The organism is Streptomyces sp. NPDC048258, from assembly GCF_043201995.1.
Lineage (GTDB): Bacteria > Actinomycetota > Actinomycetes > Streptomycetales > Streptomycetaceae > Streptomyces.
Genome location: NZ_JBICZH010000008.1, coordinates 1 through 13461, shown reverse-complemented (window position 1 = coordinate 13461; position 13461 = coordinate 1). Strand labels below are relative to the sequence as shown.

The window sequence follows — 13461 nt, the reverse complement described above, 5'->3', positions numbered from 1 at the left end:
CACCCTCGCGCGGCGCCGGACAGGTGCTAGTTGCGTACGAGGAGCAGCGCGCCGGCGAGGACCACGCCGAGGGCGACGGCGAGGGCGCCGTGGGCCAGGCGGTGGCTGCGCAGCACGGGCAGGAAGCGGTCGACGGCGTACCGGCCGGGGCCGGTGAGGGCCAGCGCCGCGGCGCTGGCGGTCAGCAGCAGTTCGTACTCGATGCCCTCGGGGGCGAAGAACGATCCGGCGCCGTGGACGGCGATGGCGTTGATCAGGGTGCCGACGACGGCCGCTCCGGCGAGCGGGGTGAGCAGTCCGACGGCGAGGCCGAGGCCTCCCAGGGTCTCGGTCAGGCCGGCGAGGACGGCCATGGCGTCGCCCGCCGGGTAGCCGCTGGCGGTGAAGAACTGCCCGGTGCCGCTGATGCCGCCGCCCCCGAACCAGCCGAAGAGCTTCTGGGAGCCGTGGGCGGCCATGGTCAGGCCGAGGACGAGGCGCAGGAGCAGCAGGCCGGCGTCGTGGGCCGGTGTCGAGAGTGCCGGGACGGCGGTGGGCTGGGCGGCGGGTGCGGCGGCCTGCGGCTTCGTCGTGGCGACGGAGGGGCTGGTCATCGGGGGAATCCTTCCGGTCGTGCGGCCCGAGAGGGGGGACAGGGCTGCTCAGGGTTGTTCAAATTCGAACCGCAGGCCTCCGACCCTAACCATTGATTCAAATTGGAACAACCCGTGTAGGCTGGAGCCCATGGCTGAGACGAGATGGCTGGACGACCGCGAGATGCGGGCCTGGAGCGGATTCCTGGCCGCCTCGGCCCTGGTGAACCGCCGCCTCGACCAGCAGCTGAAGGACGAATCGGGCCTCTCGCACCCCCAGTACGAGATCCTCGTACGGCTCGCCGCGGCCCCCGGGCACGAGCTGCGGATGACCGAACTGGCCAACGGCCTGATCAACTCCAAGAGCGGACTGACCTACCAGGTCACCCAGATGGAGAAGGCCGGGCTGGTCCGCCGCCGCAGCTGCCCCTCCGACGTGCGCGGCGTCTTCGCCGTCCTCACCGAGGCCGGCCGCGCCCGGCTGGACGAGGCGGCGCCCGGGCACGTGGCCACGGTCCGGGAGATCCTCGTGGACGTCCTGACCCGCGAGCAGCTCGACGCGCTCGCCGACGGACTGGGCGAGGTCGGCCGGCGGCTGCGCGAGCAGGGCGCCTGAGCGGCGATAGACGGACCCACGGAGCGGGTATAGGGGCGAAATGGACGGAAAGATCTGGCTCACGCTCGCCGCGGTCGTCGCGGCCGGCCTCGCGATCGCGGCGGTGGTACTGCTCGTACGGGTCTTCCGGGCGCGGCGACTGCTCCTCGACGCCGGGATCCCGCTGCGCGACAAGGCCTTGTTCTGGGCGGCCGTGATCTACACCGTCTCGCCGGTGGACCTGATCCCGGACCCGGTGTACCTCGACGACATCGGGGTCCTGCTGCTGGCCCTGCGCTCACTGCACGCGGCAGCGGCGGCGGCGACCCGGCCCGCGAAGACCTGACGCGCGAGGCGGTCAGACGTGCCGGGTGAAGGAGTCGAGCGCGCCCGCGTCACGCCCGCGACTCGGGTCACATGACGCCGCGCGGGCGGAACTGGACGCTGATGCGCGGTCCGACGGCCCGCGCCGACTTGGGCACCGCGTGCTCCATCGTCCGCTGGCAGGAGCCGCCCATGACGACGAGGTCGCCGTGGCCGAGGGGCAGCCGCAACAGGGTGGCCCCGCCGTCGCGGGGGCGCAAGGCGAGGTCGCGGGGGTCGCCGACGGAGACGATGGCGACCATGGTGTCCTCGGTGGACGAACGGCCGGTCCGGTCGCCGTGCCAGGCCACGCTGTCGCGGCCGTCGCGGTAGAGGCACAACCCCGCGGTGACGAAAGGCTCCCCGAGCTCCGCGGCGTAGTGCTGCGACAGCGCCTCGCGGGCCTCGGCGAGGGCAGCGTGCGGAAGGTCATCGCCCTCACCGTAGAAGGCGAGCAGGCGGGGCACGTCGACCTCGCGCTCGTACATCTGCCGCCGCTCGGCGCGCCAGGGCACGTCGGCGGCCAGCCGCTCGAAGAGAGCGTCGGATCCGGTCAGCCAGCCGGGGAGGTGGTCGACCCATGCCCCGGCACCGAGCGCGGTACGCCGCAGGCCCGCGAGCGGGCCGAGCCGGATCTCGTCCCCCTGGTCGAAGAGGGAACCCTGAAGGCCCTGGGCTGCGCGCATGACCCCACCCTAACCCCATTCATCGAACATGTGCACGAATATGGGGGGGCTCACCCCCCTACGACGCTGCGCACGTTCTCGACGCTCCCGCAGTCCGCCGCCAGCTGCCGCTCCCGCTCCCGCAGGAACGCGGCTCCCAGCTCGGCCCTGCGCTCGTCCGGAACGTTCTCCCGGGCACCGTTGAGGATCGTCCGCTCCTCCTCGTCGACGTGGTGGGAGACCGCCTTCACCAGGTCCTCCAGCCGCGCGTCCCATTCGTCGGATCCCACCTCGTCCACTTCGAGCAGCGCCAGCAGCGCCTCGTTGCCCTCGGCGTGCTCCTCGATCCCGTGTTCCACCTCCTCGTTGTCGACGTCCCTGAACCGCTTCAGCGCGCCGTACACCTCGGCTTCCTCCGCCTCGCCGTGCGCGATGAGCAGCGCGGAGAACTTCGCGAGCGCGCCGGCCCGGTCCGCTTCCACGCTCCGCATCCGACGGAACAACTCCTCCATGGTGCGGTGGTCCTTGAGGATCACGGCGACGACGTCCTGCTCCTGGACTCCGGCCATGCCACATCCCTCCTCTGCTGGGGTTCCGGTCATCCTGCGCGTGCTCGCTGAGGGAGGATCCAAACCTCGCCCCCCGGCCCGCGCCGCGTGTCAGAGGGCGACGTCCTCGGCGGTCACGATGTCCGCCGCCATGTTGGTCTCCATCAAGCGCAGGGCGGCTTCCGCCAGGTCCTCGTGGATGTGGGCCACGGCGTCCCGGACGACGGTGACGCCGAGGTGGCGGATGTGCGCGTCCAGGGCGGAGTACAGCACGCACTGCTCGGTCACCTGACCGCAGAGGACGAGCCGGCCGACGCCGAGTTGCGCCAGGAGGTAGGCCAGCGGGGTCTCGTAGAAGATCGAGTGCCGGGCCTTGACGACGAACAGCGAGTCCTGGTCGGGCCGGATCGGGGCGACGAGTCCGGCGTGCGGGCCCGCCAGGGCCATGTCGAGGATCTCGCCGTGGTGCGAACGCCACAGCCCGAAGTTGTCGTTCACGTAGATGACGGGGACCTCCCGCGTCCGGGCGCGCTTGAGCAGCGTCTCGATGCCGGGCAGGGCCTGGTGTGCCGAGGGAAGCAGCAGTTCCGCGTCGGCGTGGTCGTATGCGTTGATCATGTCTATGACGACGACGGCACTGTCGCTCATGCTCCGCACGCCTCCTGTCCTTCTCGCCTCCCCTGCGACCCCCGGCGGCTAGCCCGCGGCGAGCGGGGCGGTGTCCATCCCCGCCCCGGCGCGCAGGCCGGACAGGAACTCCTCGAACGCCTCGACCGAGGTGCGGCGGGGCGTCCAGCCGAGCTCCTCGCGGGCCCGGGAGCAGTCCAGTAGCGGCAGGCGCAGCACCGCGTCGAACAGATCGGGCGAGGCCGGGACCAGGCGCAGCCGCCAGGCGGCGGAGAGCGCCGCCCGGACCGGACCGGCGGGCATCGGCAGGGGCCGCGCGTCGAAGACACCGGCCAGCACGGCGCCGTCCAGGGGCGGTTCGGCCGCCAGGTTGAAGGCCCCGCGGACCGGGCGGGCGACGGCCGCGCGGTAGGCGGCGGCCGCGTCGTCGGTGTGCAGGGCCTGGAAGCGCAGGCCGGGCAGGTCGGGCACGGCGGGGATCAGGCCGGGCCGTACGAGGCGGCCCGGGAGCAGCCGGCCGGCGAAGATGCGGCGCTGCTCCGAGGCCGACTCCCGTTTGAAGAGGAAGGCGGGCCGCATCCGGACCACGCGGATGCCGGGGTGGGCGTGCTCGTAGGCGTCGAGGACCCGTTCCAGATAGGACTTCTCCCGCGTGTACGCGGCCTGCGGCCAGCCGTGCGTCGGCCAGGACTCGTCCACCGCACGGTCCTTGGGGCCGGGTGAGTACGCGCCGACCGAGGAGGCGTACACGAGGACGGGCACGCCCGCGGCGGCCACGGCGTCGAAGACACGGATGCCGCCCAGGACGTTGGTGCGCCAGGTCTGGGCCGGGTGGTGGGTCGGCTGGAACTTCCAGGCGAGGTGGATCACCGCGTCCGCGCCCGTGAAGAGCCGTACGAGATCGGCTCCGCCCGGCTCGATGTCCGCGGCCCGCCACTCGGTCTTCGGGGGCCGCCAGTCGGGCACACGCCGGGCCAGGCCGAGGACGGACCCCACGGCCGGGTCCTCGGCGAGGGCCCGCACCACGCTGGTTCCGACGTTTCCCGTGGCTCCTACGACCACGACACGGGTGCCGTCGCCGTCAGGGCTCGCGGGCTGGTCCGTGGGGCTCCGGTGGTCGGATGTCATCGTGTCGCTCCTGTCCGCGGTCCGCGCACGCCCCTACCCGAAGGGGCTGCTGTCGAGGTGGCCGAGCAGGTCGGCGGGGTGCTCGTACACGGCCCGGGCCCCGGCCTCTTCGAGGTCGCGCCTCGGGATGCCGCCGCACAGCAGCCCCACGCACGTGACCTCGGCCCGGGTGGCCGCCTTCATGTCCCACACCGTGTCGCCGACGAACACGGCGTCGCGCGCGGACGCGTCCGCGAGGCCGAGGGCGTGGAGCACCGGATCGGGAGCCGGTTTGCCCTCCTCGACGTCGTCGGAACTCGCCGTCGCGGCGATGGCGTCGTCGGCGTCGACGGCCCGTCTGAGCGCGTCCAGTTCGGTGTCCTTCGCGGAGGTCACCAGCACGACCCGCCAGCCCCGCCGGTCGAGTTCGCGCAGCAGCTCCGCCGCCGAGTCCAACCGGGGCAGCCGGTCGAAGTACGTGGCGTAGAGGGTGTCGTGCGCGGCGCTGAGCGTGTCGTCCTCGCTCGTGTCACGGTCCTCGCCGAGCAGATGGGCGAGCAGGTCCTCGCCCGGCAGGCCGATCGCGCGGTGGATGTCGTGCATCGCGACGTGGTGGCCGCCCTGCCGCAGCGCCTCCCACCAGGACGTGACGTGAAGGTGGTTGGTGTCGGCGAGGGTGCCGTCGACGTCGAACAGCGCGGCGCGGTTCATGTGCGCCCTCCCTGCCGGCGCTCACGCCGGGAACTGGAACCGCGGGACATGATCACTCCTTGGCCGGTGGCGGTCGTCACGTGGGGCGCCTACCCGGTGCTCCGCGCGGCATTCCACAGCTTTGCACCGGACCGGCCGGGTTTGGGCGGAACCAGACGGGTTAGGCGCATTCCGTGAACCGTCATCCCGCGAAAGCGCCGGAGGGAGTTCCGCCGCCCGACGGGCTGGACCCGCCGGTGCCGGACGACGACGTGCTGCCGAAGGACCACACGCAGGCGATCCTGGAGACCACGAAACACGTGGCGGCCCTGCTCAAGCAGTCCGGGCAGCCCTTCGCCCTCGCCGGCAGCGTGGCCGCCTTCGCCCACGGCCTGCCCGCCCGCTTCCAGCACGACACCGACTTCTGCGTCCGGCCGGAGGACGCCGACGCAGTGGTCAAGGCACTGGAGGACGGTGGCATCGCGATGCGCCGCGCCCCGGAGGACTGGCTGGTCAAGGGCAGGTCGGGCGGCGAGGAGATCGACCTGATCTTCGAGCTCGCCCGGCGTCCGGTCAGTACCGCCCTGCTGGACCGGGCGAGCGTCAAAGCGGTCGATTCGGTGTGGATGCCCGTCCTCGCGCCCACCGACCTGATGGACGCCCGCCTCGCCGCGCTCTGCGATCACTACTGCGACTTCGGCGAGCTGCTGCCCATGGCCCGGATGCTGCGGGAGCAGATCGACTGGGACCGGCTGGACCGGGACCACCGCGAGGCCCCGCTGCCCGACGCCTTCCTGTACCTGCTCGAACGTCTCCACGTCATCGTCCGGCGCGCCCGCCCGGCGGGATCGGAGGGAACCCCGTGACCTCCACCGAGCTCATCGAGTACCGCATCGAGCACCTGCGCGAGCGGCTGGCGCGCGAGGAGCTCGCCGAACTGGGCGTACGGATCGAGCTGCGCGGCTCCCGCGTCGTCATCTGGGGAAGCGTCGCCGATCCGGACTGCCGGTCCGCGCTGCTGCGCATCGCCGGTGAAGAGCTCCCGGACGTGCCCTGGCAGGTGGACCTCACCGTGAGCCGCAGCGGCCCACCCGACCATTCCGAGGAGCTCTCGTGATCCGCGTCGCCGCCGTCGGGGACATCCATCTCGGCCCGGGCAGCGCCGGGCTGCTCCGGCCGGCCTTCGACACCCTCGGCTCCTGCGCCGACCTGCTGCTCCTGGCCGGCGACCTGACCCGTCACGGCACTCCCGAAGAGGCCCGGGTCGTGGCCGGCGAGGTGAGCGGGCTGCCGGTGCCCGTGGTCGCCGTACTCGGCAACCACGACTACCAGAGCGACCAGGAGAAGGCCGTCACCCGGGAACTGACGGCGGGCGGCGTGCACGTCCTGGAAGGCGACGGCGTCCTGCTCGACATCGGCGGTACGCGGGTCGGCGTCGCGGGGACCAAGGGCTTCGGCGGCGGCTTCGCCGGACGCAGCGCCAGCGAGTTCGGCGAACCGGAGATGAAGGCCTTCATCCGCTACACCCGGTCCTGCGCCGCGGGTCTCGGCCGGGCCCTGCGCGAGCTCCGCGACCAGGGCGCCGTACTGCGCATCGCGCTCACCCACTACGCGCCCGTACCGGACACCCTGGCGGGCGAGCCCCCGGAGATCCACCCCTTCCTCGGCAGCTACCTCCTCGCGGAGGCGATCGACGGGGAGGGCGCGGACCTCGCCGTCCACGGGCACGCCCACCTGGGCACGGAACACGGCATGACGGCGGGCGGGGTCCGCGTGCGCAACGTCGCGATGCCCGTCATCGACCAGGCCTTCGCCGTCTACCACCTGTCCCCCGGCCTCCCTCCCGACGAAGGCGGGACGGCCGGGCCCGCGCCACCGCCGCTCCACCACCACCCGGGAGGCACACCGTGACCGCACGCGCCCTCGCCGACCGCACGGCCCCGCCGCTGCTCGGCATCTACCTCAACGACCACCTGACCGGAGCCGGCGCGGGCGTCGAACTCCTGCGCCGTGCGGCCCGCCATCAGCGCGGCACGCCCCGTGGACCCCGGTTGGCCGCGCTGGCCGAAGAAGTCGAGCAGGACCGGGAGCAGTTGCGCGCGCTCATGACGGAACTCGGCATCCCCGCGATGCGCAGCAGAATGGCCCTGGGCTGGCTGGCGGAGAAGGCGGGACGGCTCAAGCTGAACGGCCGGATCGTCTCCCGCTCGCCGCTCAGCGACGTGCTGGAACTCGAGGCCATGCGCCTGGGCGTCGAGGGCAAGGCGTCCTGCTGGCGCTCCCTGCGCTCCCTGGCCGGCACCGACCCCCGGATCGACCTCGGCCGCGTGGACGAACTCCTGCGCCGGGCGACGGAACAGGCCCGCGTGCTGGAGTCCCTGCGCACCGAGCGCGCGGCCCAGGTCTTCAGGGCCGACGCGGAGCGCCGTACACAGGCGCCGGTGTCCTAGATCAGGGTCGTGGATCAGGGGCGTGGACCAGGGTCGTCGGTCAGAGTTCCCGCAGGGCGGGCAGCAGCTTCGTCTCCGCCCAGCCGAGGAAGGGTTCCTGCCGGTCGCCGCCGATCTGGATCAGGGCGATCTCGGTGAATCCGGCCTCGGCGTACGGGCGTACCGCCTCCACGAAGGCGTCCACGTCCTCGCCGCAGGGTACGGCGTCCGCGACGTCCTCGGGCCGGGTGTGCGCGGAGGCCTGGGCGAAGCCCGCCGGGCCCGGCAGTTCGGCGTTGACCCGCCAGCCGCCCAGCGCCCACCGGAACTGCTCGTGGGCCCGCGCCACCGCCGCGTCGCGGTCGGTGTCGTAGCAGACGGGGAGCTGTCCGACGCGCGGCTTGCCCGTGCCGCCGTACGCGTCGAACGCCGTCAGCAGCTCCCGCTTCGGCTCGGTGGCGACCACGAGGTCGCCGTACCGGCCCGCGAGCTCGCACGAGCGGTCTCCGGAGACGGCGATGCCGATCGGGGGCGGCTCGTCCGGGAGGTCCCAGAGTTTGGCGTTCTCCACGTCGAAGTGGGGGCCGTGGTGGCTGACGTACTCGCCGCCGAAGAGGGAGCGGATGATCCCCACGGCCTCCTCCAGCATCTCCAGGCGGACGTGCGCGGCGGGCCAGCCGCCTCCGACGATGTGCTCGTTGAGGTTCTCGCCCGAGCCGAGGCCCAGCCGGAAGCGGCCGCCGGACAGGAGCTGCATCGTGGCCGCCTTCTGCGCGATCACGGCGGGGTGGTAGCGGAACGTCGGGCAGGTCACGTAGGTCATCAGCGGGATGTCGCGGGTGGCCTGCGCGGCCGCGCCCAGCACGCTCCACGCGTAGGGCGCGTGCCCTTGGGCGTCCAGCCAGGGGAAGGAATGGTCCGAGATGACGGAGAAGTCGAATCCCACCCGCTCGGCGCCCACCACATGGGCCACCAGTTCACGCGGCCCGGCCTGTTCGGTCATCATCGTGTATCCGATTCGCACCATGGTGGGCGCCTTGCCGCGATCGCCCCGTTGAAACACGCCCGCCTCGCACGCGCCCCGTGCGGAACGAGGCGGTTCAGGCCGGGTGGCCCGCCTCCAGGTCGCGTACGTCCTCGAGCCGGAGCGGCGCGGGTACAGCTCCCTCGACCGGCGGACAGCGCTCGGCAGGCGACAGCAGGAAGCCGACGTGATCGCCGCCCCCGGCGCCCCCGGCGTCCCCGGCGCGTCCCTCGACGCGGCCGGTGAACCACGTACGCACGTCCGTCAGGACCGGGCTGCCCTCCCGTCCCGGCCGCCAGCCGACCCGCGCGAACTTGTCCACCGTGTCGCCGCACTCGCCGCCGAAGAGCTCCGCCAGCGCCCGCTGGTCGCGGCGGAGCAGGTGCACGGTGAGGTACGGGGCTTCGCGCGCGACCCGGTAGGTGTGGTTCGCGGTGGACAGCCAGACGACGAACCGCGGCGGGTGGATCGAGCACTGCGAGGCGAATCCCACCAGGCAGCCCGCCCGCTCACCGCCGGCCGCGGCCGTGACCACGTACATCGGGCCGTCGAACGCCTCGGTGAAGGGATCCGGTTCGGTCACGGCGCCTCCTCGTGGTCCGGGTGCTCCCAGTACCCCCCACGGGCGGCTACCCCGCACCTCGGCGCCGAACCGCGCGGCAGCCGGGCTACCCGGGGCGGTATCCCGGCGCGCCGCCCGGCGCCCCGCCTCCACAGGCTGTAGGGCAAGGGGTGCAAGCGCGGCGGCGAGGCTTCGGGAGGACGGATGACGTCGGTGGACCGTTCACCGGGAGAGGCGCCGCCCGACGACCGGACCGCGCCCAGGACCGAACGACGGGCCGGCCAGGGGTCCGCCGTACTGGGGTGGCTGACGACCACCGACCACAAGGTGATCGGCAACCTCTACCTGGTGACGGCCTTCGCCTTCTTCCTCTTCGCCGGTGTGCTGGCCCTGGTGATGCGGGCCGAACTCGCCCGCCCCGGGCTCCAGATCGTCTCGAACCAGCAGTACAACGAGGCGTTCACGATCCACGCCACGATCATGATGCTGCTGTTCGCGACGCCGACCTTCACCGGCTTCGCCAACGCGGTCATGCCCTTGCAGATCGGCGCGCCCGATGTCGCCTTCCCCCGGCTGAACGCCTTCAGCTACTGGGTGTACCTGTTCGGGGGCCTCATGGTGGTCTCCAGCCTGCTGACCGCCGACGGGGCGGCGGCGTTCGGATGGTTCGCCTACGCGCCGCTGAACAGCACCACGTACTCCCCTGGAACCGGCCCGGACCTGTGGGCCATGGGGCTGGCGGTGTCGGGACTCAGCACGATCCTGGGGTCGGTCAACTTCATCACCACGATCGTCTGTCTGCGCGCCCCGGGCATGACCTTGTTCCGGATGCCGATCTTCACCTGGAACGTGCTCTTCACGTCGATTCTGGCGCTGCTGGCCTTTCCGGTCCTCACGGCCGCGCTGCTGGTCCTGGAGGCGGACAGGAAGTTCGGCGCGCACGTCTTCGACGCGGCCAACGGCGGCGCCCTGCTGTGGCAGCACCTGTTCTGGTTCTTCGGGCATCCGGAGGTCTACATCGTGGCGCTGCCGTTCTTCGGGGTGGTGAGCGAGATCCTTCCCGTCTTCAGCCGGAAGCCGATGTTCGGGTACGCGTCCCTGATCGGCGCCACGATCGCCATCACCGGCCTGTCGGCGACCGTATGGGCGCACCACATGTTCGCGACGGGGGCCGTGCTCCTGCCCTTCTTCTCCCTGCTGTCGTTCCTGATCGCCGTCCCGACTGGCGTGAAGTTCTTCAACTGGATCGGGACGATGTGGAACGGGTCGCTCTCCTTCGAGACACCGATGCTGTGGTCCATCGGCTTCCTCGTCACCTTCCTGCTGGGCGGTCTGACGGGCGTGCTGGTGGCATCGCCGCCGCTGGACTTCCATCTGACGGACAGTTATTTCGTCGTCGCCCACCTCCACTACGTGCTGTTCGGGACGATCGTGTTCGCCACGTTCGGGGGCTTCTACTTCTGGTGGCCGAAGCTGACCGGACGGATGCTGGACGAGCGGCTCGGCAGGATCCACTTCTGGACGCTGTTCATCGGCTTCCAGACCACCTTCCTGGTCCAGCACTGGCTGGGCGAGGCCGGGATGCCGCGCCGGTACGCCGACTACCTCGCGAGCGACGGCTTCACCCTGCTCAACACGGTCTCCACCATCGGCTCCTTCCTGCTCGGCCTCTCGACGCTGCCCTTCCTCTACAACGTGTGGTGGACCCACCGCTACGGCGTGCGGGTCACCGTCGACGACCCGTGGGGATGGGGCCGCTCCCTGGAGTGGGCGACGAGCTGCCCGCCGCCCAGGCACAACTTCCATGCCCTGCCCCGGATCCGTTCGGAATCCCCGGCCTTCGACCTGCACCATCCGGAGGTGCCCAGTGAAAGAGTGCCCAGCGAGAGACGTGCCCGGTGAGAGAGGTGCCCGGTGAGAGAGGTGCCCGGTGAAAGGTGAGGCCTGGCTCTTCACCGGGACGGCCCTGTTCTTCGCGGTGACCGCGGTCGTCTACGGCTGGTTCTCCCGCGAGCCGGCGGGCACGGCGGCGCTCTGCGTCTCCTTCGTCATGGCGGCCCTCGTCTCCGCCTTCCTCTGGCGCCAGTACCGGCGCGCCGGAGAGCGTCCGGAGGACCGCGGGGAGGCCGAGGTGCGGGAGGCCGGGGGCCGGCGCGCGTTCTTCCCCGCCCGCAGCCACTTTCCCGTACTGGCGGCGGCGGGCAGCGCGTTGATCGGTCTCGGCGTGGTCCAGGGCCTGTGGCTGTGCCTCATCGGGTTCGGTGTGCTGCTGCCCGGGGTCCTGGGGTTCGCGTTCCAGAACCTCGGCCACGAGGAGTAGCCCGAGCCCGAGTACCTCAGCCGTCCTCGGCGGACTCCCGCACGTCCGGTCCGGCGGTGGTCGCGGCGATCTTCCGGTGTTGTTCGGGGGTGGTGGGGTAGGGGACCCGGTCCTGGTAGTACCAGGCACTGATCGCCGACCGCGCCCTGTCCAGCCGGCGTCGCCGGGCGCTGCCGCCGGGAGTGGCGGCCGGCTCCAGCGGCTCGGGCCGTTCCCTGGCGAGTACGGCATACCGCTCGGTCGCCGTGAGGGCGCGGTGCTGCGGCTCGAAACCGCCCTCGACGCTCTGGCGCACCAGGCCGGACGCCTCCCCCTCGGTCAGCAGCCGGCGCTCGCGCGACTGGAGGGCCAGGCACAGCCGCCTGGTGAGCCAGAAGACGGCCGCCGGCACGGCGAAGAAGGAGACGCGCAGCGTCCAGGTCAGCGCGTGCACGGACACGTCGAAGACGAACGCGAGGATGTCCTGGGCCCCGGCGAGGAGCAGCACGGCGTAGCAGGAGAGGGCGGCCACGCCCAGGCCGGTGCGGACGGGCCGGTCACGCGGGCGGTCGCACAGGTGCCGTTCCCCGGTCGCGCCGGTGATCCAGCGTTCGAAGAAGGGGTAGGCGTAGAGGAGCGCGAAGAGCAGGCCCGGCAGGAGGACGGCCGTCACCAGGGGGTTCCACATGATCGTGTGGCCCCACAGGCGGGTTTCCACCCCCGGCATCAGCCGCAGGGCCCCTTCGAGGAATCCGACGTACCAGTCGGGCTGGGCGCCGGTGGAGACCACGTCGGCGCGGTAGGGCCCGTAGGTCCAGATGGGGTTGATCTGCGCGACGGCCCCCAGGACGGCGAGCAGGCCGAAGACGGTGAAGAACAGCCCGGCGGACTTGGCCATGTACTGGGGGAAGAACGGCAGGCCGACGACGTTGCGTCCGCTCCTGCCGGGCCCCGGCCAGTGGGTGTGCTTCAGGACCACGACGAGCAGGATGTGCACCGTGATCAGCCCCAGCAGCAGGCCGGGGACCAGCAGGATGTGCACGGGGTAGAGCCGGGGCACGATGTCCTCGCCGGGATACTCCCCGCCGAAGGCGAAGAAGCTCAGGTAGGTGCCGACGAGCGGGATGGACAGCATGATCCCCTGGGCGATCCGCAGCCCGGTGCCCGACAGCAGGTCGTCGGGGAGCGAGTACCCCGCGAAGCCCTCCAGCAGCGCCAGCATGAACAGGGTCACGCCCAGCAGCCAGTTGACCTCGCGCGGGCGGCGGAAGGCGCCGGTGAGGAACACCCGCAGCATGTGCGCCCCGATGGCGGCGACGAAGACCAGGGCCGCCCAGTGGTGGATCTGCCGGATCAGCAGGCCGCCCCGTACGTCGAAACTGATCCGCAGGGTGGAGAGGTAGGCCTGGGACATCAGCACGCCGTGCAGCGGGCGGTACGAACCCTCGTACGGCGTCTCCCGCATCGAGGGGTCGAAGAAGAAGGTCAGGTACACGCCGGTCAGCAGGAGCACGACGAAGCTGTACAGCGCCAGCTCGCCCAGCAGGAACGACCAGTGGTCGGGGAACAGCTTGCGCAGGCCCGTCCGGAGGACTTCGGAGAGCGGCAGCCGCGCGTCGAGGCCCTCGGCCCCCCGCGCCACCGCACGCCGCGCCCTGCTCCTCGGCCGCGCATTCCGCTTCGAACCGGGCACCGGCACGCACCTCCTGTCCGGACCCTCGCCCTTGGGTCGGGCGAGTCATCCGGAGTGCACACAAAACTACCGATCGCCATGATTCGCTATCAATTCAGACACGGAGTCGTCGACTTCCGGAATCGGGGGCAGGAAGTCCTCGCCCGGCCCGCAGTCATCCGCCCAACCATCGATCCGTCCGAGGAGAGCCCGTGAAGATGCTGATCAACAGTCCGGAGACCGTGGTCGCCGATGCCCTGCGGGGACTGGCGGCCGCCCATCCCGAGCTCGACGTCGACGTGGAGCGG

The 13461-nt window shown here is 71.8% G+C and carries 17 protein-coding genes; 8 read left to right on the top strand and 9 right to left on the bottom strand.

Features of this window, described 5'->3' with window-relative positions:
- Positions 1–26: 26 nt before the first annotated feature.
- Positions 27–593, bottom strand: coding sequence for a DoxX family protein (locus ACGFYQ_RS19390; RefSeq protein ID WP_393745384.1), 567 nt, complete (start codon positions 591–593; stop codon positions 27–29).
- A gap of 130 nt (positions 594–723) precedes the next feature.
- Between ACGFYQ_RS19390 and ACGFYQ_RS19385 the strand changes: the two genes are divergently transcribed.
- Together ACGFYQ_RS19385 and ACGFYQ_RS19380 are read left to right on the top strand one after the other, a co-directional pair.
- Positions 724–1188, top strand: a complete 465-nt coding sequence (locus tag ACGFYQ_RS19385) for a MarR family winged helix-turn-helix transcriptional regulator (protein WP_393745382.1) — start codon at positions 724–726, stop codon at positions 1186–1188.
- A 40-nt stretch (positions 1189–1228) separates the two neighbouring features.
- Positions 1229–1513 (top strand): YkvA family protein, encoded by a 285-nt coding sequence (locus ACGFYQ_RS19380; protein ID WP_393745380.1) that lies wholly within the window; start codon positions 1229–1231, stop codon positions 1511–1513.
- 67 nt (positions 1514–1580) lie between these two features.
- Here the strand turns inward: ACGFYQ_RS19380 and ACGFYQ_RS19375 are convergent, their stop codons facing one another.
- From ACGFYQ_RS19375 to ACGFYQ_RS19355, 5 genes are all read right to left on the bottom strand, one after another.
- On the bottom strand, positions 1581–2216 hold the full coding sequence (locus ACGFYQ_RS19375; protein ID WP_393745378.1) for an alpha-ketoglutarate-dependent dioxygenase AlkB: 636 nt from the start codon (positions 2214–2216) through the stop codon (positions 1581–1583).
- A 50-nt stretch (positions 2217–2266) separates the two neighbouring features.
- The gene (locus tag ACGFYQ_RS19370) at positions 2267–2764 is read right to left on the bottom strand and encodes a hemerythrin domain-containing protein (protein WP_393745376.1); all 498 of its coding nucleotides are present in this window, start codon (positions 2762–2764) and stop codon (positions 2267–2269) included.
- A 90-nt stretch (positions 2765–2854) separates the two neighbouring features.
- Entirely contained in the window at positions 2855–3391 is a 537-nt protein-coding gene (locus ACGFYQ_RS19365) for an isochorismatase family cysteine hydrolase (RefSeq protein ID WP_393745374.1), read from the bottom strand.
- A 48-nt stretch (positions 3392–3439) separates the two neighbouring features.
- A complete protein-coding gene (locus tag ACGFYQ_RS19360) occupies positions 3440–4498 on the bottom strand; it encodes an NAD-dependent epimerase/dehydratase family protein (RefSeq protein ID WP_393745372.1) in 1059 nt (352 codons plus the stop codon).
- A 33-nt stretch (positions 4499–4531) separates the two neighbouring features.
- Positions 4532–5188 carry an HAD family hydrolase gene (locus tag ACGFYQ_RS19355; RefSeq protein ID WP_393745370.1) on the bottom strand — a complete coding sequence of 219 codons (657 nt, stop codon included), beginning with the start codon at positions 5186–5188 and terminating at the stop codon, positions 4532–4534.
- A 173-nt stretch (positions 5189–5361) separates the two neighbouring features.
- Between ACGFYQ_RS19355 and ACGFYQ_RS19350 the strand changes: the two genes are divergently transcribed.
- Genes ACGFYQ_RS19350 through ACGFYQ_RS19335 form a run of 4 tightly spaced genes read left to right on the top strand, consistent with a single transcriptional unit; the run spans position 5362 to position 7617 of the window.
- Positions 5362–6033, top strand: a complete 672-nt coding sequence (locus ACGFYQ_RS19350) for a nucleotidyltransferase family protein (protein ID WP_393745368.1) — start codon at positions 5362–5364, stop codon at positions 6031–6033.
- Positions 6030–6284 carry a hypothetical protein gene (locus tag ACGFYQ_RS19345; RefSeq protein WP_393745366.1) on the top strand — a complete coding sequence of 85 codons (255 nt, stop codon included), beginning with the start codon at positions 6030–6032 and terminating at the stop codon, positions 6282–6284. The genes ACGFYQ_RS19350 and ACGFYQ_RS19345 overlap by 4 nt, the downstream gene beginning before the upstream one ends.
- Complete coding sequence (locus ACGFYQ_RS19340; RefSeq protein WP_393745364.1) at positions 6281–7078, top strand: metallophosphoesterase; 798 nt, start codon at positions 6281–6283, stop codon at positions 7076–7078. Before ACGFYQ_RS19345 ends, ACGFYQ_RS19340 begins: the two co-directional genes overlap by 4 nt.
- Entirely contained in the window at positions 7075–7617 is a 543-nt protein-coding gene (locus ACGFYQ_RS19335; RefSeq protein ID WP_393745362.1) for a hypothetical protein, read from the top strand. Before ACGFYQ_RS19340 ends, ACGFYQ_RS19335 begins: the two co-directional genes overlap by 4 nt.
- Before the next feature lie 40 nt (positions 7618–7657).
- On the opposite strand, the gene ACGFYQ_RS19330 is transcribed toward ACGFYQ_RS19335, so the two are convergent.
- Both ACGFYQ_RS19330 and ACGFYQ_RS19325 read right to left on the bottom strand, forming a co-directional pair.
- Complete coding sequence (locus tag ACGFYQ_RS19330; RefSeq protein WP_393745360.1) at positions 7658–8623, bottom strand: LLM class F420-dependent oxidoreductase; 966 nt, start codon at positions 8621–8623, stop codon at positions 7658–7660.
- A 73-nt stretch (positions 8624–8696) separates the two neighbouring features.
- On the bottom strand, positions 8697–9203 hold the full coding sequence (locus ACGFYQ_RS19325) for a flavin reductase family protein (protein ID WP_393745358.1): 507 nt from the start codon (positions 9201–9203) through the stop codon (positions 8697–8699).
- 183 nt (positions 9204–9386) lie between these two features.
- Here ACGFYQ_RS19325 and ctaD point away from each other — a divergent pair, with 183 nt between their 5' ends.
- Both ctaD and ACGFYQ_RS19315 read left to right on the top strand, forming a co-directional pair.
- Positions 9387–11084, top strand: a complete 1698-nt coding sequence (gene ctaD, locus ACGFYQ_RS19320; protein WP_393745356.1) for a cytochrome c oxidase subunit I — start codon at positions 9387–9389, stop codon at positions 11082–11084.
- 28 nt (positions 11085–11112) lie between these two features.
- Complete coding sequence (locus ACGFYQ_RS19315; protein ID WP_393745354.1) at positions 11113–11502, top strand: cytochrome c oxidase subunit 4; 390 nt, start codon at positions 11113–11115, stop codon at positions 11500–11502.
- Between the two features lie 16 nt (positions 11503–11518).
- Here the strand turns inward: ACGFYQ_RS19315 and ACGFYQ_RS19310 are convergent, their stop codons facing one another.
- Positions 11519–13123 (bottom strand): cytochrome bc complex cytochrome b subunit, encoded by a 1605-nt coding sequence (locus tag ACGFYQ_RS19310; RefSeq protein WP_393745352.1) that lies wholly within the window; start codon positions 13121–13123, stop codon positions 11519–11521.
- Positions 13124–13461 lie beyond the last annotated feature (338 nt).

What these genes read in the sequence shown, in the direction of transcription:
- ACGFYQ_RS19390 (WP_393745384.1), bottom strand. Translation starts at nt 593, where the DNA reads ATGACCAGCCCCTCCGTCGCCACGACGAAGCCGCAGGCCGCCGCACCC.
- ACGFYQ_RS19385 (WP_393745382.1), top strand. Translation starts at nt 724, where the DNA reads ATGGCTGAGACGAGATGGCTGGACGACCGCGAGATGCGGGCCTGGAGC.
- ACGFYQ_RS19380 (WP_393745380.1), top strand. Translation starts at nt 1,229, where the DNA reads ATGGACGGAAAGATCTGGCTCACGCTCGCCGCGGTCGTCGCGGCCGGC.
- ACGFYQ_RS19375 (WP_393745378.1), bottom strand. Translation starts at nt 2,216, where the DNA reads ATGCGCGCAGCCCAGGGCCTTCAGGGTTCCCTCTTCGACCAGGGGGAC.
- ACGFYQ_RS19370 (WP_393745376.1), bottom strand. Translation starts at nt 2,764, where the DNA reads ATGGCCGGAGTCCAGGAGCAGGACGTCGTCGCCGTGATCCTCAAGGAC.
- ACGFYQ_RS19365 (WP_393745374.1), bottom strand. Translation starts at nt 3,391, where the DNA reads ATGAGCGACAGTGCCGTCGTCGTCATAGACATGATCAACGCATACGAC.
- ACGFYQ_RS19360 (WP_393745372.1), bottom strand. Translation starts at nt 4,498, where the DNA reads ATGACATCCGACCACCGGAGCCCCACGGACCAGCCCGCGAGCCCTGAC.
- ACGFYQ_RS19355 (WP_393745370.1), bottom strand. Translation starts at nt 5,188, where the DNA reads ATGAACCGCGCCGCGCTGTTCGACGTCGACGGCACCCTCGCCGACACC.
- ACGFYQ_RS19330 (WP_393745360.1), bottom strand. Translation starts at nt 8,623, where the DNA reads ATGGTGCGAATCGGATACACGATGATGACCGAACAGGCCGGGCCGCGT.
- ctaD (WP_393745356.1), top strand. Translation starts at nt 9,387, where the DNA reads ATGACGTCGGTGGACCGTTCACCGGGAGAGGCGCCGCCCGACGACCGG.